Source organism: Robiginitalea sediminis (assembly GCF_002198115.1).
GTDB classification, from domain to species: Bacteria; Bacteroidota; Bacteroidia; order Flavobacteriales; family Flavobacteriaceae; genus Robiginitalea; species Robiginitalea sediminis.
Map to the genome: position 1 here is coordinate 1,389,166 of NZ_NGNR01000001.1, position 23,956 is coordinate 1,413,121.

Annotated in this window: 20 protein-coding genes; 6 read left to right on the forward strand and 14 right to left on the reverse strand. The window is 55.4% G+C overall.

Annotated elements, in window-relative coordinates:
• Positions 1–152: 152 nt before the first annotated feature.
• From CA832_RS06195 to rpsO, 3 genes are all read right to left on the reverse strand, one after another.
• Complete coding sequence (locus CA832_RS06195; protein ID WP_088340662.1) at positions 153–1,016, reverse strand: sigma-70 family RNA polymerase sigma factor; 864 nt, start codon at positions 1,014–1,016, stop codon at positions 153–155.
• A 170-nt stretch (positions 1,017–1,186) separates the two neighbouring features.
• Complete coding sequence (locus CA832_RS06200; RefSeq protein ID WP_088340663.1) at positions 1,187–3,463, reverse strand: polyribonucleotide nucleotidyltransferase; 2,277 nt, start codon at positions 3,461–3,463, stop codon at positions 1,187–1,189.
• Positions 3,464–3,671: 208 nt separating this feature from the next.
• Positions 3,672–3,941, reverse strand: a complete 270-nt coding sequence (gene rpsO, locus CA832_RS06205; protein WP_088340664.1) for a 30S ribosomal protein S15 — start codon at positions 3,939–3,941, stop codon at positions 3,672–3,674.
• Between the two features lie 190 nt (positions 3,942–4,131).
• Between rpsO and CA832_RS06210 the strand changes: the two genes are divergently transcribed.
• Positions 4,132–4,998 carry a hypothetical protein gene (locus CA832_RS06210; RefSeq protein WP_088340665.1) on the forward strand — a complete coding sequence of 289 codons (867 nt, stop codon included), beginning with the start codon at positions 4,132–4,134 and terminating at the stop codon, positions 4,996–4,998.
• A gap of 74 nt (positions 4,999–5,072) precedes the next feature.
• Here CA832_RS06210 and accD read toward each other — a convergent pair whose 3' ends face one another.
• From accD to tamL, 3 genes are read right to left on the reverse strand one after another with little or no spacing between them, the layout of a single operon-like run.
• Positions 5,073–5,951: an acetyl-CoA carboxylase, carboxyltransferase subunit beta gene (gene accD / locus CA832_RS06215; protein WP_088340666.1), complete on the reverse strand. Its 879-nt coding sequence runs from the start codon at positions 5,949–5,951 to the stop codon at positions 5,073–5,075.
• A gap of 21 nt (positions 5,952–5,972) precedes the next feature.
• Positions 5,973–7,040, reverse strand: coding sequence for a class II fructose-bisphosphate aldolase (fbaA, locus tag CA832_RS06220; protein WP_088340667.1), 1,068 nt, complete (start codon positions 7,038–7,040; stop codon positions 5,973–5,975).
• Between the two features lie 54 nt (positions 7,041–7,094).
• Positions 7,095–9,680 (reverse strand): translocation and assembly module lipoprotein TamL, encoded by a 2,586-nt coding sequence (gene tamL, locus CA832_RS06225; RefSeq protein WP_088340668.1) that lies wholly within the window; start codon positions 9,678–9,680, stop codon positions 7,095–7,097.
• Between the two features lie 24 nt (positions 9,681–9,704).
• Here tamL and CA832_RS06230 point away from each other — a divergent pair, with 24 nt between their 5' ends.
• Positions 9,705–10,430 carry a TrmH family RNA methyltransferase gene (locus CA832_RS06230; protein WP_088340669.1) on the forward strand — a complete coding sequence of 242 codons (726 nt, stop codon included), beginning with the start codon at positions 9,705–9,707 and terminating at the stop codon, positions 10,428–10,430.
• On the opposite strand, the gene porT is transcribed toward CA832_RS06230, so the two are convergent.
• Together porT and ubiE are read right to left on the reverse strand one after the other, a co-directional pair.
• Positions 10,417–11,127 (reverse strand): type IX secretion/gliding motility protein PorT/SprT, encoded by a 711-nt coding sequence (gene porT / locus CA832_RS06235; RefSeq protein WP_088340670.1) that lies wholly within the window; start codon positions 11,125–11,127, stop codon positions 10,417–10,419. The two genes, CA832_RS06230 and porT, sit on opposite strands and share 14 nt — an antisense overlap.
• Entirely contained in the window at positions 11,111–11,839 is a 729-nt protein-coding gene (gene ubiE / locus CA832_RS06240; protein ID WP_088340671.1) for a bifunctional demethylmenaquinone methyltransferase/2-methoxy-6-polyprenyl-1,4-benzoquinol methylase UbiE, read from the reverse strand. Before ubiE ends, porT begins: the two co-directional genes overlap by 17 nt.
• A 194-nt stretch (positions 11,840–12,033) precedes the next feature.
• Between ubiE and trkA the strand changes: the two genes are divergently transcribed.
• Together trkA and CA832_RS06250 are read left to right on the forward strand one after the other, a co-directional pair.
• The gene (gene trkA, locus CA832_RS06245) at positions 12,034–13,383 is read left to right on the forward strand and encodes a Trk system potassium transporter TrkA (protein ID WP_088340672.1); all 1,350 of its coding nucleotides are present in this window, start codon (positions 12,034–12,036) and stop codon (positions 13,381–13,383) included.
• 1 nt (position 13,384) lies between these two features.
• Complete coding sequence (locus CA832_RS06250) at positions 13,385–14,875, forward strand: TrkH family potassium uptake protein (RefSeq protein ID WP_088340673.1); 1,491 nt, start codon at positions 13,385–13,387, stop codon at positions 14,873–14,875.
• Here CA832_RS06250 and CA832_RS06255 read toward each other — a convergent pair.
• Both CA832_RS06255 and CA832_RS06260 read right to left on the reverse strand, forming a co-directional pair.
• Entirely contained in the window at positions 14,872–16,059 is a 1,188-nt protein-coding gene (locus tag CA832_RS06255; protein WP_088340674.1) for a pyridoxal phosphate-dependent aminotransferase, read from the reverse strand. The two genes, CA832_RS06250 and CA832_RS06255, sit on opposite strands and share 4 nt — an antisense overlap.
• Positions 16,060–16,072: 13 nt before the next feature.
• On the reverse strand, positions 16,073–17,176 hold the full coding sequence (locus tag CA832_RS06260) for a fatty acid desaturase family protein (RefSeq protein ID WP_088340675.1): 1,104 nt from the start codon (positions 17,174–17,176) through the stop codon (positions 16,073–16,075).
• A 95-nt stretch (positions 17,177–17,271) separates the two neighbouring features.
• On the opposite strand from CA832_RS06260, the gene rsmG reads away from it, so the two are divergent.
• Positions 17,272–17,919 (forward strand): 16S rRNA (guanine(527)-N(7))-methyltransferase RsmG, encoded by a 648-nt coding sequence (rsmG, locus tag CA832_RS06265; protein WP_088340676.1) that lies wholly within the window; start codon positions 17,272–17,274, stop codon positions 17,917–17,919.
• A 31-nt stretch (positions 17,920–17,950) separates the two neighbouring features.
• On the opposite strand, the gene pruA is transcribed toward rsmG, so the two are convergent.
• From pruA to CA832_RS06285, 4 genes are all read right to left on the reverse strand, one after another.
• A complete protein-coding gene (gene pruA / locus CA832_RS06270; RefSeq protein WP_088340677.1) occupies positions 17,951–19,579 on the reverse strand; it encodes an L-glutamate gamma-semialdehyde dehydrogenase in 1,629 nt (542 codons plus the stop codon).
• An 84-nt stretch (positions 19,580–19,663) separates the two neighbouring features.
• Positions 19,664–20,050 carry a Co2+/Mg2+ efflux protein ApaG gene (gene apaG, locus CA832_RS06275; RefSeq protein WP_088340678.1) on the reverse strand — a complete coding sequence of 129 codons (387 nt, stop codon included), beginning with the start codon at positions 20,048–20,050 and terminating at the stop codon, positions 19,664–19,666.
• 3 nt (positions 20,051–20,053) lie between these two features.
• Positions 20,054–21,187: a DUF3667 domain-containing protein gene (locus tag CA832_RS06280; RefSeq protein WP_088340679.1), complete on the reverse strand. Its 1,134-nt coding sequence runs from the start codon at positions 21,185–21,187 to the stop codon at positions 20,054–20,056.
• Between the two features lie 18 nt (positions 21,188–21,205).
• The gene (locus CA832_RS06285; protein WP_088340680.1) at positions 21,206–22,450 is read right to left on the reverse strand and encodes a type IX secretion system plug protein; all 1,245 of its coding nucleotides are present in this window, start codon (positions 22,448–22,450) and stop codon (positions 21,206–21,208) included.
• 153 nt (positions 22,451–22,603) lie between these two features.
• On the opposite strand from CA832_RS06285, the gene CA832_RS06290 reads away from it, so the two are divergent.
• Positions 22,604–23,956, forward strand: a complete 1,353-nt coding sequence (locus tag CA832_RS06290; RefSeq protein ID WP_088340681.1) for a Na(+)-translocating NADH-quinone reductase subunit A — start codon at positions 22,604–22,606, stop codon at positions 23,954–23,956.

Below are 23,956 nucleotides of genomic sequence, written 5' to 3' on the forward strand. Positions count from 1 at the left end.
GCTAAAATGAAAAAACTCCGGTAATCAGCCGGAGTTTATTCATCAATCAAAAAACGAACAGTCATGATATACTGCTGTTGCGGTGTACAAATTACAAACTTTATACCAAATTTCCAACAGGAAGAGGTTTTAACATGCAATTTGCATTTCGGTTACCCGAGGTAGGTCTTCAGGATTTTACTCCGGGAGGTGTGCTTCAGCCTCCGGATCGCCTTTTCTTTGATCTGGCGTACCCGCTCGCGGGTCAGGTCGAAGGTTTCCCCGATTTCCTCCAGGGTCATGGAATGTTGCCCGGCCAGCCCGAAATACAACCGGATCACATCCGCCTCACGGGGAGTAAGGGTTTCCAGGGCCCGTTCTATTTCGGTGCGCAGGGACTCGTGCAGGAGTTCCTTATCCGGATTAGGGGATTCCCCGCTGCGGAGTACATCGTACAGGTTGGAATCCTCCCCGTCAATCAGGGGGGCGTCCATGGAAACGTGGCGCCCTGAATTCTTCAGGCTCTGTTTCACATCTTCCACGGTCATGTCGAGTTCCTTGGCGATTTCCTCTGCGGAAGGCTGACGCTCGTGTGCCTGCTCCAGGAAGGCATAGGTCTTGTTGATCTTGTTGATGGAGCCAATCTTGTTCAGGGGCAGGCGAACAATACGGGATTGCTCGGCGAGCGCCTGCAAGATGGACTGGCGGATCCACCATACCGCGTAGGAAATGAACTTAAAACCGCGGGTCTCGTCAAAACGCTGGGCGGCCTTGATCAGGCCCAGGTTCCCTTCGTTGATCAGGTCCGGGAGGGTAAGCCCCTGGTTCTGGTACTGTTTGGCCACAGAAACCACAAAACGAAGGTTGGCCTTGGTGAGCTTTTCCAGGGCAGACTGATCGCCTGCCTTGATGCGCTGTGCCAGTTCTACTTCCTCATCGGCTGTAATCAGGTCTACCTTCCCGATCTCCTGGAGGTATTTGTCCAGGGAGGCTGTTTCCCGGTTGGTAACCTGTTTTGTAATTTTTAACTGTCTCATCTATAATCCTTTGCTAAACCTTATGATGCCCCTTTACTTATGGGTTGCTTAAGTTATACGTACAAATTGTGTAAATGTTACACAGGCACCCCAAAAAATCCAAAAACACGCTAAAATGCATAAAAAAACCCCTGAGAACAGGGGTTTTGATACTTGGATAGGGTTTCGGGTTAATCGCGGTTGCGGCGACCTCCACGGTCTCCGCCTCTGCGGTCTCCGCCATTGCGGCGGTCTCCACCGCGGCCTCGGTCTCCGCCACCGCGACGGTCTCCACCGCGGCCTCGGTCTCCGCCTTCCCGGCGCGGCGGGCGTTCCTGCCAGCCTTCGGGTTTGGGTTGCAATACGCGGTAGGAAACGCGCTCCTTGCGGGTGCGCGGGTCGATACCCATATACTTCACGTCGATGACATCGCCCAGTTTTACCACATCCTCCACGTTTTCCGTGCGTTCCCACGCGAGTTCGGATACGTGCAGGAGGATTTCGTTCCCCGGGGCATCGGTATATTCCACCACGGCGCCAAATTCGAGGATCTTGATGACCTTCACCTCGTATACGCTTCCCTCTTCGGGCACGAACATGATGGAGTCGATCTTGGCCAGTACGGCGTCGATACCGTCCTGGTCGGTTCCGAGGATTTCCACAATACCTTCCCCGGTAACGGGGTCTTCGTTGATAACGATGGTGGTTTTGGTGGTTTTCTGCAGTTCTTGGATGACTTCCCCGCCTTTTCCGATAACTGCACCGATGTACTCGTTCGGAATAATACGGGTGACCATTTTCGGGGCATGCGGTTTTACGTCCTCACGCGGCTCGGCAATGGTGTCGGTCAGTTTGGAGAGGATATGCAGGCGTCCGTCGCGGGCCTGCTTGAGGGCCTTGATCAGGATTTCATAGGCGAGGCCTTTGATTTTGATATCCATCTGGCAGGCTGTGATCCCATCTGCGGTACCTGTAACCTTGAAGTCCATATCTCCCAGGTGGTCTTCATCGCCAAGGATGTCCGAAAGCACGGCGTACTTCCCGGTCTCGGCATCGGAGATGAGTCCCATGGCGATACCGGAAACGGGCTTTTTCAGCTGTACACCGGCGTCCATCAGCGCCATGGTCCCGGCGCATACCGTAGCCATGGAGGAAGAACCGTTGCTTTCCAGTACCTCGGAAACGACCCGTACGGTGTAGGGGCAATCTTCAGGTACCATGCGGGAGAGGGCGCGCTGCGCCAGGTTCCCGTGACCGATCTCCCGGCGGGATGTCCCGCGGATGGGCCGGGCTTCCCCGGTGGAGAAGGGCGGGAAGTTGTAGTGCAGGTAGAAACGCTCTTCCCCTTCGAAGGAAGGCATGTCAATGATATTGGCTTCCCGGGAAGTACCGAGGGTTACCGTGGCCAGGGCCTGAGTTTCCCCACGGGTAAATACCGCGGAACCATGGGTGGAGGGGAGGTAGTCCACCTCGCACCAGATGGGCCGGATCTCGTCGGTCTTACGCCCGTCCAGGCGAACCCCTTCGTTCAGAGTGAGGTCGCGGATGGCCGCTTTTTCAGCTTTGCCGAAGTATTTGGAGATCAGATCGCCATGGGCTTCCTGCTCTTCTTCGCTGAAGCTGGCCACGATTTCGTCCTTAAGGGCACTGAAGGCAGCGCTTCGCTCCTGCTTGGAGGACCCGCTTTTGGCAATGGCATAGACCTTGTCATAGGCCATGTCGTGGATTTTCTTCTGGAGTTCTTCGTTCTCCTCTGCGGTGGCGTATTCCCGGACCTCTTTGCGGCCAAAGGCATCGGCCAGGCGCTCCTGGGCCTGGATTTGTACCTTGATGGCTTCGTGTGCAAATTTGATGGCCTCGGTCATATCCTCCTCGGAAATCTCATTCATCTCCCCTTCCACCATCATCACGGAATCCGCAGAAGCCCCAACGATCATATCGATGTCGGACTCCTCCAGTTCGGTGCGGGTAGGGTTGATGACGAACTCCCCGTTTACGCGGCCTACGCGGACCTCGGAAATGGCGCATTCAAAGGGAAAATCGGAAAGCTGGATGGCGGCTGAAGCGGCCAGTCCGGCCATGGCGTCCGGCATTACGTCCTCGTCGTGGGACATCAGCTGGATCATGACCTGGGTTTCCGAGTGGTAGTCTTTCGGGAAAAGCGGGCGCAGTACGCGGTCTACCAGACGCATGACCAGGATTTCCCCCGTACTCGGGCGGGCTTCACGTTTAAAGAAGCCTCCGGGGTACCGCCCGGAAGCGTGGAATTTTTCGCGGTAATCTACCGTAAGCGGCAGAAAATCGACGTCAGAAGGTTTGTAATTGGATACGACGGTACACAGCAACATACATTTGCCGGATTGCACCACCACGGATCCATGGGCCTGTTTGGCCAGTTTTCCGGTTTCGATAGAGATTTCCCTACCGTCGCCGAGGTCGATGACCTCTTTGAATACTTGTGGTATCATAAAAAAGAATTGTTACCCAGGGGTAAATGTTAAACAAAGGTCTACCGTCTTACCGGACGGCCAGGGTTGTGTTGTTGTGCAGGTCAGACCAATGAAAAACCGGAAGTAAGCTTTTTATGTTGCCCTGCCGGGGCAGGGACTTGTAATGGGCGGCCGGCAGGCCGGCCTATAGCAAAACAGGGGAACCCGAAGGTTCCCCTGATCTGATTTATTTCCTGATATTCAGCTCCTTGATAAGGGCGCGGTACTTTTCGATATCCTTTTTCTTGAGGTAATCCAAAAGGCTGCGGCGCTTTCCTACCAATTTCACCAGGGCGCGTTCCGTGTTGAAATCCTTTTTGTTGTTCTTCAGGTGGCCGGTAAGGTGGTTGATCCTGAAGGTGAACAGGGCAATTTGCCCTTCGGTGGAACCCGTATTGGTTTCTGAATTGCCGAATTGTTTAAAGATCTCGGCTTTCTTTTCTTTCGTTAAATACATGCCAATATTATTGTAAATGATTCTTATGTATTTGAACGTGTCGTTACGTTCGCAGACGGGAGGTTCTCCCAATCAGGCTGCAAAGATAGGAATATTTTTTATTGCCTGACGCCCAGGGGCCAATATTTGCGCTTTTAAACCTTTTGGCCTGCCAGGAGGTCCAAGAGGGGTAATCAAAAATTGCAATGTTATGAAAAAGCCTCAGGTTCAAACCTACTTGCTCGCCGTGCTCGGCATGGCAACCCTTGTCCTTTCCTCCTGCCAGAAGGAGGATGTGCAGACCCCTGAGCCCGATGCCCGGGAAACTTTGGACGCGTCCGTCCTGCTCCAGGCTGACGAATCGGAGTGGATCTCCGAAGAAATCGTCAGTATCGGGGAAGAAGTTTATGCGGCGGAGGAGCTGTCCGTTACCGGGAAGGGTATTGCCTTTTCCGGGTTCATCCCGGAATGCGTGACCATTACCACGGTGCGAACCGGGACCACCGTGGAGAAAACCATCGATTTTGGAGCCGGGTGTGAAATGCCCAACGGAAACCTTCTCTCCGGCATGATTGCCCTGACCTACCAGGCCGATGTGGAAGCCGCTACCCAGACCCTGGAATTGGCCTTGTCCGGTTTCGCCTTCAACGGTATTTCGGTGGAAGGCGGCGCTGAAGTATTCCGTACCCGGGTCAACGCCAACGGCAACCCCCAGTCTGAAGTCACTTCCGCCTTTGAGGCCTCCTGGCCCGAAGGGGAGAGGGCATCCTGGACGGGCAACCGCACCCGGGAGTGGGTGGAAGGCTACGGCAGCGGATTCTGGGGGGATAATGTCTTCCTCATTTCCGGCAGCCAGACCTTTACCGGCCCGGCCGGCAATACCTACAGCCGTACGGTTCTGGAAACCCTCAGGCGTGAACTTTCCTGTCGGTTCCTGGTAAGCGGTGTGTTGGAGGTAAGCCGCAACGACCAGGCGGCCGAGCTGGACTTTGGCGATGGGAGTTGTGATGCCTTCGGCACCCTGACCTACCCGGATGGGACCTCGGAAACGGTAACCCTCAGGCGGATTCGTAAGTAGGGCACCCAAATAGCTCGCACCAAAAAACCCCGGCCTTTCCAGGCCGGGGTTTTTTCTTTGTTATGCCGGGGGCCCTAGGCCTCCTGGACTTCTTCCTTTCGGATAGGCTGGTTCTGGATCAGGTCCAGGTAGAGGTTGATTTTGGTCTTCAGGTCCCTGCGATGGACTATAAAATCCAGAAAACCGTGCTCCAGGACGAATTCAGCGGTCTGGAAATCTGGCGGCAGGTCCTTTCCGGTGGCCTCCTTGACCACCCGGGGTCCGGCAAACCCGATCAGGGCACCGGGTTCGGCAATGTTAATATCGCCCAGCATGGCGTAAGATGCCGTGGTCCCACCCGTGGTAGGGTCCGTGCAGAGGGAGATGTAGGGCAGTCCCGCTTCGGCCAGCTGTGCCAGTTTGGCGGAGGTCTTGGCCAGCTGCATCAGGGACAGGGCGGCTTCCATCATCCGCGCCCCGCCGGACTTGGATATCATCAGGAAGGGGAGCTTCTTTTTAATGGCATAATCGATGGCGCGGGCAATCTTTTCGCCTACCACACTCCCCATGGAGCCGCCAATGAAGGCGAAGTCCATACAGGCGATAACCAGTTCTTTCCCCATGGATTTCCCAACCGCCACGCGGACCGCATCCTTCAGGCCGGTTTTCTTTTCGGCGGCCTTGAGCCTGTCCGAATACTTTTTCGTGTCTTCGAATTTCAGGGGGTCTTTGGAGGTGATGTTGGCATCGAGCTCCTTGAAGGTATTGTCGTCGAAGAGGATTTTGAAATATTCCTTGCTCCCGATGCGGACGTGGTAGTCGTCCTCCGGGCTTACATAGAAATTTTTGGCGAGCTCTTCCGATTCAACAATCTTTCCCGTGGGGGATTTGTACCACAACCCTTTCGGGGTGTCCTTCTTTTGCTCCGTGGCAGTTTGTATGCCCTTTTCTTTACGCTTAAACCAGGACGACATAGTATTGGGATTTGGGGTGGCCTATAAGGTGTTGACGTTATTCAGGTCTTCGAAGGCCTTTTTCAGGCGCTCTACAAAGGTCTTTTCCCCTTCGCGGAGCCAGACCCTGGGGTCGTAGAATTTCTTATTCGGCTGGTCGGCCCCTTCCGGGTTGCCGATCTGCGCCTGCAGGTAGGCCTCCTTCTGCTTCATGTAATCCCGGATCCCGGTCATAAAAGCGTATTGGAGGTCGGTGTCTATATTCATCTTGATGACCCCGTAGGAAATGGCCTCCCGGATTTCTTCCAGGGTGGAGCCGGAGCCCCCGTGGAAGACGAAATCGATGTGGTTGTGTTCCACCTTGTATTTTTCGCTGATATATTCCTGGCTGTTCTTCAGGATTTTGGGCGTGAGTTTCACGTTGCCGGGCTTATACACCCCGTGTACGTTTCCAAAGGCGGCCGCGATGGTAAAGCGGTGGCTTACCTTGGAGAGCTCCTCATAGGCATAGGCCACTTCCTCGGGCTGGGTGTAGAGCTTGGAATCGTCCACATCCGTATTGTCTACCCCGTCTTCTTCGCCCCCGGTGATCCCGAGTTCGATTTCCAGGGTCATATTCATTTTGCTCATCCGGGCGAGGTACTCCTTACAGATCTCGATATTTTCCTCGAGGGGCTCCTCTGAAAGGTCTATCATGTGGGAGGAAAAGAGCGATTTTCCGGTGGTGTTAAAGTGGGCCTCGCTGGCATCCAGCAGCCCGTCTATCCAGGGCAGGAGTTTTTTGGCGCAATGGTCGGTATGCAGGATAACGGTTGCCCCGTAGGCCTCTGCCAGCTGGTGGATGTGTTTGGCGCCAGCTATGGCCCCGTGGATGGCTGCCTGTTGGCCCTCGTTGGAGAGGCCCTTGCCTGCGTTGAACTGGGCGCCTCCGTTGGAGAACTGGATGATGACCGGTGCCTTGAGTGCCGCCGCAGTTTCCATAACGGCGTTGATGGTATCGGATCCGATTACGTTTACCGCCGGGAGGGCAAAACCTTTCTCCTTGGCGTATTGGAAAATCGCCTGGACTTCGTCTCCGGTGGCAACCCCCGGTTTGATGCTATGGGCCATAAAAATGCTTTTGTGGGTTGGGTTATTGTTGCGACAAAAGTAATAATATCCGCTTTAAAACGGGTAATTTATTCCGATCTGCAGCACGGAATTGGCGAAGTTGTAGGCCCGGAACCACCTTTTGGATGGCGGGTCTGCCGGGTTATACGTCTTAAACCCGAGGTCTGCCCGGAATACAAAGTAGGTGAAATCGTAACGCAGCCCGAAGCCGGTACCCAGGGCGATATCCTCCAAAGAACCCAGGCCGGTGAAGGTGGCCTCAGGGTTGTCTTCGCTGTCCCAGATGTTCCAGATATTCCCCAGGTCCGAGAAGAAAGCCCCTTTCAGGTCGCCTACCACCGGGAACCGGTATTCCAGGTTCAGGGCGATCTTGAAATTGGCCTCGTTGAAGTCATTGAGGTTTTCGGTGCGCCCGGGGCCTAAGGAATAGGGAAACCAGGCGCGGTTGTCGTTGGAGCCTCCGGCAAAATAGGAGCGCACAAACGGGATATCCTGGCTGTTGCCATACGGGATCGCAATCCCCACGAAGGAGCGGAAAGCCAGGACGTTTTCTCCGGACATGGCCCAGTGGCGGATATAATCCACCTCGGTTTTCACGTATTGGGAATAGGGGACCCCGAAGACCAGCCGCTGTTCGGAGTCGTTTTCGTCGAAGGGTATGAGTCTGGAGAGGCCCGAAAGGAAGTTTCCGGCCCCTTCTATCTTCCACCGGAACTGGTAGAAGGTATTGTCGTTGATATCCGTTTTGGTATTCTTGGTATAGGTGTAGTTGGAGGTAAAGATCAGGTTGTCTTCGGTAAGGCGCTGGCGGCGTTCCTCCACCCGGCGCACTTCGGTGTAGTCGTCCGAGCCCACCGGCGCCAGCCCATCCTCGAGGACGGCCTCCGTAAAATCTGAGGTCCCTTCGGGAATACTCAGTCGGAGCGGGTTTTCGGGGTCGTCCGAAGGCTCGAAAAAGCCTGCGGCTGCAGGGTTGTCCACATAATTCTGGGCCACGTTGTTCAGCCGGGCGTACGTGCTCTGGTACACATTGAAGAAGCGATCCGGGTTCAGGTTGCGGACAAATTCCACGTTGAGGATTTCAAACTGGTTGCGGCGCATCTCGTCCGGTTGCCAGCTGAACTCCATAATGGAGTTGAAGGTCTGCTTGTCCAGCCCCAGGTTTTTCTGAAAGCTGGTCCCCAGGCGCAGTCGGGTCTGGGGCAGCATGTAATACGGGATGATCTTGTCGGTATTGACAAAGGGCATCATCCAGATCCTGGGGAATATCAAATTGATTTCCCCCCCGATCTCCGAAAAGAAATCCTCCCCCTGGTTGTCGTTGCGCAACAGCCCGAAGGACCCGTTCACCGAAAGGCTCAGGGTTTCCGCGCCTTTGAACACGTTCCGGGTAATAAGGGCGGTCCCCAGGCCTACCCCCAGGCGGCGGATATTGGAGTGGGTTACGTCAAAGTCCAGGCTCAGGGAGTTTTTGGGCCGGGATGTAAGATAAATATTGGCATCCAGGCGGTCCCCGGGGGCTTCCAGCAGCTCTATATTGGGGTAACGGAAGGTGTTCAGGCTGGTGATCCTGCGGTAGGTGCGCAGGCGGTCGATGTCCCGGTACACGCTATCACGGGCCAGGAATATGGCATCGGTAAGGGCCTTGGGCCGGTACCGCAGTGCCCCGTCATAGTACAGGGTATAATTCTCATATTGGATGGAATCGAGGCTTTGGCTTTGGGGGCCGAAACTATGGTCCGGATAGATGTGGATATCCCCCATGCGACGGACCCTGTAGGGCTCCGAGGCGGTAATGCTGTCCCCCCGGCTGCGGAGGTTGTCTATGTTCAGGGTGACATCCAAACGCTGATCCTGCCGGTTGAGGGTATCGAGAAGGATGTCGAAGGTGATGGAACTCTCCTGGAAATTCCAGACCCCGGAGTTGCGGAAAAGGTTCGTAAGTCGTTCCCGCTCCCCGGTAAAGTGGTCGGTGTCGTATTGGTCGCGCTGGCGGACCAGGCTGCCACCCTTATGCAGCAGGTAGAGGGAATCCAGGGCAGGGGAGGCGATGCTGCGCCCCAGGGTATCAATGGTATAGGGGTCTCCCAGGTCAATTTGGTAGCGCACCTGCGCCCTGCGGTCTCCGGTCTTTTCCACTTCGTACCGGCCTTCCTTGTCGAAATAGCCCCGGTCGAAGTAATAGGCTTCCAGGCGCCTCAGCCCCCGTTCGGTCCGGGAGGAATCGACCAGGACCGGGGCTTCTCCCACCCGTTTGAGCCACTGGCTGTAGCCGCTGACCATAAAGGAGTTACCCAGGCGGTCTACCTGCTTCTCCGAAAGGAAATTCACCAGGCGTTGCCTGCGTTTTTCCTTGCGCTCCAACCAGGCCTGGTAGGAGGAGTCCGCGTCTTTCTTGGCCAGGTTGTACAGGTGCAGGCGCAGGGGGAACCCCAGCACCTTGCTGTTGGGTTTTTGGTAGACCAGGCTGTTGACGTCCGGATCGGTTATCTTCAGGCTGTCTGCCAGGATTTCGTATTGGGTGAGCAGTAGCTGATCCTCCTCCACCCGTTTGAGGGTGTTGCAGGAGTAAATACTGATCCCCAGCAAGAATAATCCTATTTTTGGGGGGATCCCCGCCATGCGGCCACAGACCTTCATACCCGTCAAAATTAAACTATTTGGATGGTTGCCAAAAACGAAATAAAGCGAATACGGAGCCTGCATCAAAAAAAGTACCGCTCCCGCCTTGGCCTTTTTCTGGCCGAAGGTACCAAGCTCGTAACCGAGTTGCTCAACTCCCCCCTTGAAGCCTGTGGGCTCTATGCCTCGGAGGAGGGGATCCTGGAGGAGGCCGTATTGGTTACAGAGGCAGAGCTGCGCAAAATGAGTGCCCTGAGCCAGCCCAGTAAGGTCCTGGGGGTGTTTCGCATACCCCTTCAGGCATCGCCCGTATGGCAGGGCTGGACCCTGGCCCTGGATGGGGTGCGGGATCCCGGAAACCTGGGTACGCTGATTCGTCTGGCCGACTGGTTCGGAGTCCGCCAGGTCCTCTGTAGTCCGGATACAGTGGACTGCTTCAATCCCAAGGTGCTGCAGGCCACCATGGGGTCCATCGGCCGGGTTCCTGTTATTTACGTGCCCCTGGAGGAGACCCTCCGCCACTCCGGCCTCCCCGCCTTTGGGGCGAGTATGGAAGGGGAATCTGTAGGGGGGGTGACCCTGCCCCAGGACGGTATCCTCGTCCTGGGGAGTGAGTCCCATGGCCTGTCGGATACGGTACGTGAGGAGTTGGCCCAAACCGTTGCCATCCCGTCCTACGGGCAGGCGGAAAGCCTGAATGTAGCAACTGCCGGGGCGATCCTGCTATACGAGTTGCGCAGGGGTACCCCAGGCCTTACTCAAAAGTGAAGTTCACAAAGATGCCCCGGGTTTTAATGGCCGTAAGGTTGCCGGTCCACGGGCTGTTGGGGTCTACGTCTGGCACCAACTCGTCCGAGATGGCGAAAACGCCCCGTATGGAAGGGGAAAACTTGAAGTATTCCAGGTAAAAGTCGATCCCGAAACCGAGTTCGTAGTTGTAGACCTGCCGTTTCATGCGGAAGGTACCGCTGCTGTTGTCGTCCAGGGAGTCCTCGTTGGCCCCCAGGTTTAGGGCTGTTCCTACCCCGCCCACCACGTAGGGCTTCCAGTTGCCCAGGCGCCTGGCGCTGAGCTTGACCAGAAGCGGGACGCTGATGTAGGTGGATTTGACCTCCCGCTCGGCATCCACAGGGTCTTCGATACCCGGGTAGCGCAGCAATCGGCTGGTGTAAAACAGGCCTGGTTCTATGCGGATATCCACAAATTCGTTGATGCGCATCTCCCCGATGAGGCCCACATTAAACCCGAAGGATCGGTCTACGGCTATATTGGGCACATCGTTTTCGTACTCGAATTTGAAATCGTAGTGGTTAAAACCGAGGTAGTACCCCCAATTGAGGAATTTTTTGTCTTCGTTTTCCAGGTTCAGGACCGGTTTCTCGTTAAACTGGCTCCGGGAGGTGGTGGCCAGCAGGAGAGAACCCAGGGCAAGGAACAGGCGGAATCCCTTATTTAGTGGCGACATAGATAGCAGCTACCCCGAACGTCTGCGGGTGGTGTTTCATACCTATAAACCCGATTTTGCCCAAAATATTGTTGAATGCCTGGCCGCAAGGGAAGGCCGCGGCAGATTCGGAGAGGTAGGTATAGGCCAGGCCGTCGCTGGAGAACCATTTTCCGATGCGGGGCAGGAGGTATTTACCGTAGAGGTGGTACCCCCAACGGAAGGGCTGCCGCTCCGGGACGGAGGTTTCCAGGATGGCCAGGGTACCCCCGGGTTTTAGCACACGGTAGATCTCTGAGAGCCCTTTCTCCAGGTTTTCGAAATTCCGGACCCCAAAGGCCACGGTTACCGCATCGAAGTGGGCATCGGGGAAATCCAGGGCCTCACTGTCTCCTTCTACCATTTCCACCTGCTGTTCCAGCCCTTTCCGGGCTACTTTTTTCCGGCCAACCTCCAGCATGCCAGGGGCCAGGTCCAGGCCCACTACGCGGCGCGCCCCGGTTTTGACCAGGGCAAGGGCCAGGTCCCCCGTCCCGGTCGCGATATCCAGGATCTGGTCCGGGTTGCCTGCCGCTACTTTGCGCACCAGGCGCTTGCGCCAGCCCTGGTCCAGGCCCAGGGTAATGACGCGGTTCAGGCCGTCGTAGTTGCCCGAAATAGTATCGAACATCTGGCGGACCTGTTGCTTTTTTCCCAGTTCGGAATCTTTGTAAGGGAGGATTTCCTTACCCATCTGTTGCCGTTTTAGGGCGCAAAGATACGACAACAGATGCAAGTCCCCTTCCCGACAGGACCAATGGGCTGTACTTGAGGATTGCATTTCCTTTAACGGGTGGGAATCATAAAATTGCGTAATTTTGCCCTGCGGGGCAGACGCTTCCGGCCAAGGGGCTCCCGCGGCCCGGCCCGGAATCAATCCCAAATGGAATGAAGATTATTATTGCCGGCGCAGGTGAAGTTGGCTTCCATCTCGCAAAACTCCTTTCTTACGAATCTCAGGACATCACACTGATCGATACGGACAAGGAAAGCCTTGCCTACGCGGAAGGGCACCTGGATATCCGCGTCCTCAGGGGCGATGCCACCAGTATTTCGGTCCTCAAGGATGCCCGGGTTACCGGCGCAGACCTGGTCATTGGGGTAACCTCTTCTGAGACTACCAATATCACCCTGTGTATGCTGGCCAAGCAGCTGGGTTCCCGCCGGACCATTGCCCGGATATCCAACACGGAATTCGTGGAGTTCAAGGATACGATCCGGTTCTCCCAGCTGGGCATCGATGAGCTTATTTCCCCGGAAGAGCTGGCCGCCACGGAAATCCAGCTCCTGCTGAACCAGTCCGCCTTTAACGATACGTACGAGTTTGAGGAGGGGCTGCTCATCATGGTGGGGGTTTCCCTGCCCAAGGGCGCGCCCTTTATCGGGAAGATGGTCAAGGAGGCTGCCCGGGTTTTCCCGGAATTGCATTTTATGCCCATCGCCCTGCAGCGCAGGGGGACGCAGTATACCCTCATCCCCAGGGGGGATACGGTTTTCCAGGAGGAGGACCAGGTCTATTTTATCACCGATCGCAAGGGGGTGGACGAGCTCTACAAACTCACCGGAAAGAAGAAGGAGGATATCCGAAACGTGATGATCCTGGGAGGCAGCAAGGTTGGGGTAAAGGCCGCCCGTGAACTCTGCGACAAGCGCTTTAACGTGAAGATCATCGAGAAGGACAAAAACAAAGCCTTCGAGATTGCGGACATGCTGCCAAATGCCCTGGTCATCAACGGGGACTGCCGCAATGTGGAGCTCCTCGAGGAAGAGTCCCTGGAATCCATGGATGCCTTCATTGCCGTTACCGGGAACTCCGAGACCAATATCATGTCCTGCCTGGTGGCAAAATCCAAGAACATCAAGAAGACCATTGCCCTGGTGGAGAACATGGACTACTTCCAATTGTCCCATTCCATAGGGGTAGATACCCTGATCAACAAAAAACTGCTGGCGGCCAACAACATCTTCCGCCATATCCGAAAGGGCGAGGTGGTGGCCCTGACCCGGCTGAACAACCTCAATGCCGAAATCCTGGAGTTTGTGGTGAACGCCTCCTCGGAGGTAAACGACACGATCATCCGGGAATTGGATTTTCCCAGGGAAGCCATTATTGGCGGGGTCATCCGGGAGGGCAAAGGCCTCATTGCCCTGGGGGATTTCCGCATCGAGGAGGGAGACCGGGTAGTGGTTTGCTGCCTGCCCAGCGCCATCCACAAGGTAGAAAAGCTATTCCTCTGAAATGGGAATGAACACCAGAATTATCGTGCACCTGATGGGGATGCTCCTGCTCATCAACGGGGGCTTCATGCTCCTGGCCGCCCTGGTGAGCGGCATCTACCAGGATGGGGTAACCTATAATATCGCCCTGGCAGCCATAACCACCCTTTTTGTAGGTACTGCTTCCATGTACGCAACCCGCGGCCACCGCAAGGAGGTGAAGCGGCGGGAGGGCTATGTGATCGTGACCCTGGGGTGGGTGGTCATGTCCGTTTCCGGGGTGCTGCCTTACCTGTTTACAGGGGCCATTGAAAACCCTGTGGATGCCCTTTTTGAAACCGTGAGCGGGTATACCACCACGGGGGCCTCCATCCTGAACGATATAGAAGTTTTACCCGAAGGGCTCCTGGTATGGCGCAGCCTCACCCACTGGATAGGGGGGATGGGGATCATTGTGCTGGCCATCGCCATCCTGCCCTTACTCGGCATTGGGGGCATGCAGTTATTTGCGGCAGAAGCCCCCGGTCCCACGGGCGATAAACTCCACCCCCGCATAACCGATACCGCCAAGCGCCTCTGGTATATCTATGTGGGGTATACGGCAGCCGAAACCATCCTGCTCAAGGTGGCCGGCATGAGCTTCTTCGATGCCCTGAACCACGCCCTGGCCACGTTGTCCACCGGCGGGTTCTCGACTAAAAACGCGAGCGTGGCCTACTGGAACGACCAGCCGGTGATCCAGTATATCATCATCCTGTTCATGTTCCTGGCCGGGTCCAATTTTGTGTTGAGTTATTTTGCCTTCAAGGGCAAGGTGCAGAAGATCCTGAAGGACGAGGAATTCAAGTATTACGGGATCTTTATCGGCTTGTTTGCCCTGATGGTAGGGGCCGTGGTCCTGTTTCGGGCCGATGTTCCGGTATCGGATTACCACCCGCAGGTATGGGGAGCGGCCGAAAGCGCCTTCCGGCATGGCCTTTTCCAAGTGGTTGCCGTGGTCACTACCACCGGCTTTGTGTCTGCCGATTTTACCGCCTGGACCCCTTTTCTGACTATCTTCTTTTTCGGGTTGATGTTTGCCGGGGGATCGGCAGGGTCTACCGCCGGGGGTATCAAGGTGATGCGCCATATCCTGATCATCAAGAACGGGCTGCTGGAGTTTAAGCGGACCCTCCACCCGAGCGCTATCATCCCGGTACGGTTTAACAATAAAACCGTTTCGGAGCACATCGTTTACAACATCATCGCCTTCTTTGTGCTCTACATGCTCCTGTTTATCATTGGGGCCTTTGTATTGGGGCTGATGGGGCTGGATTTTGTTTCGGCCATAGGGGGAGCCGCTTCGGCCCTGGGCAATGTGGGGCCTGCCTTCGGCGACTTAAGCCCGCTGAATAACTTCAGCAGCCTCCCGGACCTGGGCAAACTCTGGTGTGCCTTCCTGATGCTGGCAGGTAGGTTGGAACTCTTTACCGTGCTGATTCTGTTAACCCCGACGTTCTGGAAACGGACCTAGGTTAAAGCCTCCTTCATCCGGCGGACGGCCTCCCGGATCTCCGCCTCGGAAGCCGCATAGGAAATCCGGATACAGTCCGGGTTGCCAAAGGCTTCCCCGGTTACCGTGGCCACGCTGGCTTCTTCCAGCAAGTACATGGCCAGGTCCGAAGCATTGGCAATAGGCTTCCCGCGGAGGGTCTTTCCGAAGTAGTCCGAAATGTCCGGGAAGACATAAAACGCCCCTTCCGGAACATTCAGCTTAAACCCGGGGATTTCCCCCAACAACTCCAGGATGAGGTCCCGGCGCTGGTGGAATTTCTCGATCATGAACTGGATTTTCTCCAGGGGGGCGTCCAGGGCCGCGATGGTAGCGCGTTGGGCGATGGCGTTGGCCCCACTGGTAATTTGCCCCTGGAACTTGGTACAGGCTTTGGCAATCCACGCCGGGGCGCCGATAAACCCAATCCGCCACCCGGTCATGGCATAGGCCTTGGAGACCCCGTTCACCGTAATGGTCCTTTCGTACATCCCGGGCTGGGCTGCGATACTCACATGGCCGCCCCGGAAGTTGATGTGCTCGTAAATCTCATCGGAAACCACGTAAATATCCGGGTGGTCCCTGAGGACTTCCGCCAACCCCCTGAGTTCCGCTTCACTGTATACGGAGCCGCTGGGGTTGCAGGGGGAGCTGAACCAGAGCATCTTGGTTTTCGGCGTTATGGCTGCCCGCAACTGGTCTGCGGTCATTTTAAAGTCCGATTCGATCCCCGTGGGGACTTCCACCGGGACGCCCTCGGCCAGTTTTACAATATCGCTGTAGCTCACCCAGTACGGGGCCGGCAGGATTACCTCGTCGCCCTTGTTGAGCATGACCATGGCCACGTTGGCCAGGGATTGCTTGGCCCCTGTGGAGACCACGATCTGATCCAATCCGTATTCCAGGCCGTTGTCCCGTTTAAATTTCCGGGAGATGGCGGCCTTCAGGTCTCCGTACCCGTCTACGGGCGAATAGCTGCTGTAGTTTTCGTCTATGGCGACCTTGGCGGCCTCCTTGATGAAATCCGGGATGTTGAAATCGGGCTCGCCCAGGCTGAGGCCAATGATGTCTTTGCCTTGGCCGCGCAGTTCGCGGGCTTTTGCAGCCATGGCCAGGGTAGCCGAAGTGGACATGGCGTTGATCCGGTCGGAGAGAGCGTGGGTCATGGACCTTGGTGCTTTAGGTTAGTTGGTACCCGGGTTTGCGGCCCAGGTCTTTCAGGTGTCTGAAGTGCGAAAGTATGGCTTTCCGGGTGGTTTTGTATTCGTTGTACGGCAAATTGAATTCCCGGGCCGTTTGTTTCACAATTTCAGCAATTTTTGTGTAGTGGATGTGGGAAATATTCGGGAAAATATGGTGCTCCACCTGGTGGTTCAAACCTCCGGTAAACCAGTTCACCAGGCGGTTTCGGGTACCGAAATTCACGGTGGTTTTCAGTTGGTGTATGGCCCAGCTGTTTTTCATGGTCCCGTCTTTCTGGGGCAGGGGCATATCCGCATGGTCCACTACGTGGGCCAGCTGGAAGACCACACTGAGGATGACCCCGGCGGTGTAATGCATGATAAAGAAGCCCAGCAGGACCTTCCACCAGGCGATATCCAATACCAGCATAGGGAGGATAATCCATACGGTGGCGTAGATCAGCTTGGTGATGACCAGGACACTCCAGTTCACGATGGGGTTGGGCAATTTCCCATAAGCCAGCTTGCGCCTGGTATACCGGGACATTTGCAGGAAGTCCGAGGTAATGGCCCAGTTAAAGGTCAGCAGCCCGTACAGGAAAATGGAATAATAGTGCTGGAAGCGGTGGAAGCGGTGCCACTTGGCGTGCTTGGAGAAGCGTAAAAGCCCCTTGGCTTCGATATCCTCGTCGTGCTCGTGGATGTTGGTATAGGTGTGGTGCAGCACGTTGTGCTGTACCTGCCAGTTATAGACATTGCCGGCAAGGATGTAAATGCTGCTGCCCATGATCTTGTTTACCCAGCTCTTGGAGGAGAAGGTCCCGTGGTTGCCGTCGTGCATCACATTCATACCCACCCCGGCCATGCCAATGCCCATCAGGATGGTGAGCAGCAGGTTGGCCCAGTTGGGCAGCCCCAGGGTCATGATCAGGAAATAAGGGGTGAAAAACAGGCTGAACATCACGGCGGATTTCAGGTAGAGTTTCCAGTTGCCGGTTTTCTTGATGCCGTTTTCTTTGAAATACGCATTGACGCGTTTGTTGAGCGTCCTGAAAAATTGGGGGGAATCGGTCCGGGAGAATCGGATGTTTGTTTGCTCCATACTAAAACTTAAAATGAATCATTCAGATTTGGGAGAGGCCAAAAACTACCTCCATGTGAAAATAGTATTTTTGCCGTCAAAGCACAAAGATACGCATGAAAGCAGAAACAGTCTTCAGGTATTTCCCGGATTTGTCCGACCTCCAGCGCCGGCAAATCGAAAAGCTCGGGGCGCTCTACCAGGACTGGAACCAGAAAATCAATGTGGTTTCCCGAAAGGACATCGAGGAACTCTATCTCCGCCACGTACTGCATTCACTGGGTATTGCTAAGGTTCTTGCTTTCGAGCCCGGCACTTCTGTTCTCGATGTGGGAACGGGCGGTGGCTTCCCCGGAATTCCACTGGCCATCCTTTTTCCCGATGCTCAGTTTACCCTTGTGGACTCACGGATTAAGAAAATAAGCGTGGTGGAAGAGGTGATTCGCGGCCTGGGCCTTGAAAATGCACGGGCCCTCTGCATGCGGGTAGAGGAGATGGACCAGGCCTTCGACTACATCGTCAGCCGCGCCGTGGCGGCCATGCCCACCTTTGTGCGCTGGACACACGGGCGCCTTACCACAGGCCCCGGAGCACCGAAAAGCGGCGGGACCTACTACCTGAAGGGAGGAGACCTCTCCGAGGAACTGGCAGGGTTCCCACAGGCGCAGGTAACCGACCTCTCCTCCTTTTTCGGCGAACCCTTTTTCGAAACCAAGAAGGTGGTATACCTGCCGGCACGGGCACAACAAAAAAAGCCCCGCTAGGCAGGGCTTGTTTCCATTTATGAGGCCATACCTACCCCAGGAACGGGTAGCGATAGTCTTCCGGGGTAACGAAGGTTTCCTTGATTAGCCTGGGGGATACCCACCGCAGCAGGTTCTGGGCAGAGCCAGCCTTGTCGTTAGTCCCCGAGGCCCGGGCACCCCCGAAGGGCTGTTGCCCTACAACGGCTCCTGTGGGTTTGTCGTTGATGTAGAAATTGCCCGCACAATCCTGCAGGGCCTCGGTAGCCTGGCTGATGGCATAGCGGTCCGTTGCCAGTACGGCCCCGGTAAGGGCGTATTCCGAGGTCTGGTCTACCAGCTTCAGGGTGGCTTCCCAGTCGGAGTCCTCGTAGATGTAAACCGTAACCACCGGGCCGAACAATTCGGTTTCCATGGTCACATAATGGGGGTTCGTGGTGAGGATTACCGTAGGCTCAATGAAATACCCTTTGGATTTGTCGTACCCGCCCCCGGCGATGATTTCCGCATCCTTGTCGGCCTTAGCCCGGTCGATGTAGGAGGCGAGTTTGTCGAAGGAACCTTCGTGGATGACAGCGGTAATGAAATTACTCATATCCTCCGGAGACCCGGGTTTGTTAAAGGAGGCGATGTCCTTTTTTACCCGGTCCAGAACGGCGTCGGCCGTGCTCTTGGGCAGGTAGACCCTGGAGGCTGCGCTGCATTTTTGCCCCTGGAGTTCGAAGGCCCCGCGGGTAATGGCGGTGGCTACCTGCTCCGGCTTGGCACTGGGGTGGGCAATGATAAAGTCCTTGCCCCCGGTTTCCCCCACAATACGGGGGTAGGTTTTATAGCGGCCGATGTTGGTCCCGATCTGTTTCCAGAGGGCCCGGAAGACATCGGTTGATCCGGTGAAGTGCAGGCCGGAGAAGTCCGGGTGGTCCAGGATGGTGTTGGTAATCATGACCGGGTCCCCGAAGACAGTATTGATGACCCCGTCCGGTACGCCGGCTTCGCGGAATACCTCCACAATTACCTGGGCGGAAAAGATCTGGTGGTCCGAGGGTTTCCAGACTACCGTATTCCCCATAAGGGCGGCGCTGGCCGGCAGGTTTCCTGCAATGGCTGTAAAGTTGAAGGGGGTGATGGCGTAGATGAACCCTTCCAGGGGGCGGTACTCGATCCGGTTCCATATCCCTTCTGCGGACTCCGGCTGGTCTTTGTAAATGCCGGCCATGAATTCCACGTTGAACCGGAGGAAATCGATCAGTTCGCAGGCGGCGTCGATCTCCGCCTGGTGGATGGTTTTGGACTGCGCCAGCATGGTGGCGGCATTGATCCGCGCCCGGTAGGGCCCGGCAATGAGATCTGCGGCCTTCAGGAACACCGCGGCCCGCTGCTCCCAGGGCAGGGCTGCCCAGGATTTCCGCGCCTCCAGGGCTGCGGAAATGGCGCTTTCCACTTCCTTTACCGAGGCCAGGTGGTACTGCCCCACGGGGTGCTGGTGGTCGTGCGGGGGCGACATGGTACGGGTCTTCCCGGTACGGACGTCCTTCCCGTTAATCGTCATGGGAATATCCTTGTTTCCCTGGTAATACGCCCGGTATTGTTTAAGTACGGATTCGCGCTCCGGGCTTCCCGGGGCGTAGCTTTTTACCGGCTCGTTATACGCCGGCGGGACTTGAAAAAACCCTTTGCCCATAGTTCGTGATTTTCGCGGTTAATAAAGTTCCGCAAAGGTACGAAAACCGGGAGGGTTTAAAAAGTGTGCCGATGGGGGCGGGAACTAATTCAACGCAAAGGGCGCGCTGAGCTTGAATGTGGGGACGTAAACCCTGAATTTCTCCGTGGAGGAGAAGTTCACCATGTTGTAGTGGCCCTTCATGGCCCCAATGGGGGAGGCTAGCAGGCAGCCGGAACTGTAGGTGTGGGATTCCCCGGGCCGGATCACCGGCTTTTTGCCGATAACCCCTTCGCCATCGAGTACCTCCATGTCGTTCAGGGCATCGTAGATATTCCAGTGGCGGGAGGTGAGCTGCACCGAATCCTTGCTCTGGTTCTCGATGGTAATGGTGTACCCGAATGCGAAATGCATCTTGTAGTTTTTGAAGAATGTGCCTTCAAAAGTGGTCGCTACCGAAATCCGTATGCCTTTGGTTACTTGTGTGATCATGTATCAGTACGTAATGGCGCTTGAAAACAATACTACCAACCCTGCAAAAATGGCAAGGATAAAAAATACCGTATTGAGGAAAACAAACTTAAGGATGGTCTTAAAGTGGCCCTGCTGGTAAAACTTTCGCATGGCTGCATACAAATAGATGCAAAAGGCCAGTACACAGAGTCCGTTGATGTCCCACCCCACGAGATTCTCAAAGAGGTATCCAATGATGAGCAAGATAAAAAAGAGGGACTGATTGTGAAAACTAAACACCAGATTATCGGTGTAGGTATAATTTTTCCTGATGTATACCAGCCAGATGAACACGGTAAAGACCGGGAGGAAGAAAAAAGTGACCAGGGGCAGCCTGGAAATCAGGTCGTTTACGAAGGATCCAGGGCGCGATAACGCCCGCTTCAATGAGCTCGCCCCATTGAAACTCATGCGGTTTTCCCGGGTGCTATCAATGCCGTATTTCTGCGCTGCATCCTCGAAGGTATACAGGGTGTCTTTCCGCATCAATTCGTAAAAGGCCTCCGATTTTTTAACTAACCGCCCCGTAAACCCTCCTTCCACAGACTGGAAATAGGCTTTTGGGTTGGCCCGGATGGCCGAGTCCTTTTTGCGTTCCCCTTCCAGGAAACGATCGATCAGGCCAACCGAGTCCTTGCCCTGGAGCGAATCCAGCACGGCCCGGGCTTCCGCATTGGGGATTTCATCCACATCCAGTTCCAGGTTCAGGGCCGACGGATCTACTTTCTGGGCCTGCTGGTCCAGGTTCAGGCGGTCCAGGCTTCGGAAATCCCCGCTCATTTGCATGAGCAGGAAATAGATAATGGCAAGGCTCAGCAGGAACCTGAACGGGTTGGTGTAGGTGACGCGTTTGCCGGCCACGTAATCCAGGGAAATGCGCCCGGGGCGCAGCAACAGGGCGGACATGGTGCGCAGCAGGCGGGAATCGTAGTCGATAATACTGCCGAAAAACTCCTCCGCAAAATCCCGCATGGTGAGTTTCTTGGAGCTGTTCAGCTGGGAACAGTTCGGGCAGTAGCGGTCGCTCAGGTCCAGAGGGTGCCCGCAGTTCAGGCACTCGGTCCCCCGGTACTTGACCATAAAGCGGGTAGCGCGTCTTGCGGGCTTGGATTCCATGGGCGAAACGGGTGTCCGTTAGTTGCTGATAGTACTGGAATTGGCGTTGCCAACCCCAATGAGGCTATCGTAAATATCCCCAAAATTCCGGTAATACACCAGAATCGTGTAGTGGTTTTCCGCAAAGTGGAAGTTACCCCCAACCGTATTGAGCTCCACGGTCCCGTCCTCTCGCTCCACCACGTATTTGTAATTGTAGAAGCCCTGTTTGAGCAGCAGGCGGGCCTCCATATCGCCCGTATCCGGGTTAAAGGTCATCCGGTTGAGGTCCTGCAGGGCGTAATTGTTGAATTTGCCGTAGATGTAAAGGTTATCCAGCCCCAGGCGCTCGGTGTAGGGGAGTTTGAAATGCACCCAGGTGTATTCCGCTTCCCGGCCGGGGTCGGACCCTTGAAGAGTGCGGATGCGGAAATCCCCGTTGATGTCCGGAAAATAGGTGTAGGCCCTGTCGAAACGGTAAAGGTCCCGGAAGAGGTAATGGTGGTAGAGGTCCTCCAGGGAAATATGGGATATGGCTGCTGTGGGGGCCCTCAGGTCGCTGGAATCGAAATTCAGGAATTCGTTCCCCCCGAAAAAGGCGGTTTCCTGATCGTATTTGTAAACCAGTTCCTGGCCTATGGTAAACTGGGGTGCAATATCGTAGCGGGCCGTGGGCCAGTGGTAATTCTGCAAAATGGCTACCCGTACTTCCTTCTTGGGGTTGATAAGCTGAATCCCTGTGGGGATAATGCTGAACTGTACGGACTGTTTCTCATCGGCGAAATTCAGGTCGCGCGAGCGCCTGACAACTGCAGGGACCTGCACCAGGTCCTGGTACACCACAAAGCGGCGGGAAAACTGCAGCTCCCCCACCATGTTGTAAATCTCCAGCACATAGTTTCCGCTTACCCGGAGACTCACCTGGTTGTTGGGGATGCGCAGGCGGTAGTTGGAATAGGGCTGCAGGGTGGTGTAGCTGTTGCCGTAATCGATGATGCGCTGGTTGTCTATTCCGTTGAGGTACTGCGATTTAAGCAGGGCAGAGGGCTGCCAGTCGTAATCGCAATGCACCAGTTTGTAGTAGAAATCCTGTTCGCTGGCGGAGAGGTCGTCGAATTCCAGGGTAATGCTTTCCCCCAGCCGGATGATGGGGAACTGGTCCTGGGTGGACCCGCGGAAGATTACGGACTTGATATGCTCCGGTTCCGGCACCTCCACCTGTACCTGGGCCAGTGCCCCGGCAAAGGCCAGAAAGATCGGAATTTGTTTAAGAGATAATCGCATGGAGCCCCCGTTTTCCGGGCAAAGGTAAACAAAAACACCAGGGTTGGAATTCCCATCGTTGTAATGTCCAAAAAATGGGTTAATTATTATGATTACTTTTAATTGTTCGTTATTTTTGCGACCGTATTTTCATAACCTAAGGTTTACGATCCTATGCCAACTGACATCCGAATTAAAAAGGGGTTGAATATCAATCTTGTCGGTGCTGCAGAACCTTCCACTTCCAAAGCTGTTTCCAGTAACGCCTATGCGCTTAACCTCCTCGATTTTCACGGGCTAAAGCCCAAGTTGATGGTCAAGGAAGGGGGCGAGGTACAGGCCGGGGAGCCCTTGTTTTTCAACAAGGATTTTCCGGATATGTACTTTGTTTCGCCGGTGAGCGGGGAATTGGTCGAAGTGGAACGCGGTGCCCGTCGCCGGATCCTTTCCCTGCGGATCCTCGCAGACAAGGAGCAACGCGTGCTGAAGCACAAGCCGTTGGATGCGGAGAAGGCAGATGCCGACGCCATCCGCGCCTTCCTGCTGAAATCCGGTTGCTGGCCCTTTATCCGCCAGCGCCCTTACGATGTGGTTGCAGACCCGACCTTCGTGCCGAAAGCGATCTTTGTTTCGGCCTATGTGACGGCGCCCCTGGCAGCGGATATCAATTATACCCTCAAAGGGAAGGAAAAGGAGATGCAGGCTGCCCTGACGGCCCTGGGCAAACTCACCCCTGGCAAAGTCCACGTTAGCGTAGGCAAGGGCGAGGAATCTCCCTTTGCCGCCCTTACCGGGATTGAACTCCACAAGGTGAGCGGGCCGCACCCGGCCGGCCTGGTGGGGACGCAGATCAACCGCATTGACCCCATCAATAAAGGGGAACGCGTCTGGACGGTATCGCCCCAGGATTTGGTCATTATCGGCGAAGCCTTGCTAACCGGTGTTTTCAACCCGGAGCGCACCGTTGCCCTGGCAGGCTCCTGCGTAAAGCAACCCCAGTACTATACCACCAAAATCGGCGCCGAGATTTCCACCTTCCTCTATGCGAGCGGGGTGAAAGAGGAACGCTGCCGTGTCATTAACGGAGACGTGCTGACCGGAAGCAAAACCAGCCCTGAAGGGTTCTTAGGGTTTTACAACAACACCGTTAGCGTGATCCCGGAAGGGGATGACTACGAGCTCTTTGGCTGGGCCAAGCCAGTTACGAAAAAGGTGTCTACCACCCGGTCCCTGACCTTTTCCTGGCTGACCCCCAAGAAGAAATATAATCTGGATACCAATACCAACGGGGAGCACAGAGCCTTTGTGGTCACCGGCCAGTACGAAGAGGTCTTCCCCCTGGATATTTACCCCATGCAGCTGCTTAAAGCCTGTATGTACAAGGATATTGACGAGATGGAGCAACTGGGACTCTACGAAGTGTCCCCGGAGGATTTCTCCCTCACCGAGTTTATCTGCATCTCCAAACAACCGCACCAGCAGATTATCCGCGAAGGATTGGATTTATTGCAAAAAGAAATTGGATAA

Excerpts from the sequence above, each read along its gene's own strand:
- pruA (WP_088340677.1), bottom strand. The coding sequence starts at position 19,579 with ATGGGCAAAGGGTTTTTTCAAGTCCCGCCGGCGTATAACGAGCCGGTA.
- CA832_RS06280 (WP_088340679.1), bottom strand. The coding sequence starts at position 21,187 with ATGGAATCCAAGCCCGCAAGACGCGCTACCCGCTTTATGGTCAAGTAC.
- porT (WP_088340670.1), bottom strand. The coding sequence starts at position 11,127 with ATGTCGCCACTAAATAAGGGATTCCGCCTGTTCCTTGCCCTGGGTTCT.
- rpsO (WP_088340664.1), bottom strand. The coding sequence starts at position 3,941 with ATGTATTTAACGAAAGAAAAGAAAGCCGAGATCTTTAAACAATTCGGC.
- CA832_RS06195 (WP_088340662.1), bottom strand. The coding sequence starts at position 1,016 with ATGAGACAGTTAAAAATTACAAAACAGGTTACCAACCGGGAAACAGCC.
- apaG (WP_088340678.1), bottom strand. The coding sequence starts at position 20,050 with ATGATCACACAAGTAACCAAAGGCATACGGATTTCGGTAGCGACCACT.
- ubiE (WP_088340671.1), bottom strand. The coding sequence starts at position 11,839 with ATGGGTAAGGAAATCCTCCCTTACAAAGATTCCGAACTGGGAAAAAAG.
- CA832_RS06260 (WP_088340675.1), bottom strand. The coding sequence starts at position 17,176 with ATGGAGCAAACAAACATCCGATTCTCCCGGACCGATTCCCCCCAATTT.
- trkA (WP_088340672.1), top strand. The coding sequence starts at position 12,034 with ATGAAGATTATTATTGCCGGCGCAGGTGAAGTTGGCTTCCATCTCGCA.
- CA832_RS06285 (WP_088340680.1), bottom strand. The coding sequence starts at position 22,450 with ATGCGATTATCTCTTAAACAAATTCCGATCTTTCTGGCCTTTGCCGGG.
- CA832_RS06250 (WP_088340673.1), top strand. The coding sequence starts at position 13,385 with ATGGGAATGAACACCAGAATTATCGTGCACCTGATGGGGATGCTCCTG.
- CA832_RS06230 (WP_088340669.1), top strand. The coding sequence starts at position 9,705 with ATGGTTGCCAAAAACGAAATAAAGCGAATACGGAGCCTGCATCAAAAA.
- CA832_RS06210 (WP_088340665.1), top strand. The coding sequence starts at position 4,132 with ATGAAAAAGCCTCAGGTTCAAACCTACTTGCTCGCCGTGCTCGGCATG.
- tamL (WP_088340668.1), bottom strand. The coding sequence starts at position 9,680 with ATGAAGGTCTGTGGCCGCATGGCGGGGATCCCCCCAAAAATAGGATTA.
- CA832_RS06200 (WP_088340663.1), bottom strand. The coding sequence starts at position 3,463 with ATGATACCACAAGTATTCAAAGAGGTCATCGACCTCGGCGACGGTAGG.
- accD (WP_088340666.1), bottom strand. The coding sequence starts at position 5,951 with ATGTCGTCCTGGTTTAAGCGTAAAGAAAAGGGCATACAAACTGCCACG.
- rsmG (WP_088340676.1), top strand. The coding sequence starts at position 17,272 with ATGAAAGCAGAAACAGTCTTCAGGTATTTCCCGGATTTGTCCGACCTC.
- CA832_RS06255 (WP_088340674.1), bottom strand. The coding sequence starts at position 16,059 with ATGACCCACGCTCTCTCCGACCGGATCAACGCCATGTCCACTTCGGCT.
- fbaA (WP_088340667.1), bottom strand. The coding sequence starts at position 7,040 with ATGGCCCATAGCATCAAACCGGGGGTTGCCACCGGAGACGAAGTCCAG.
- CA832_RS06290 (WP_088340681.1), top strand. The coding sequence starts at position 22,604 with ATGCCAACTGACATCCGAATTAAAAAGGGGTTGAATATCAATCTTGTC.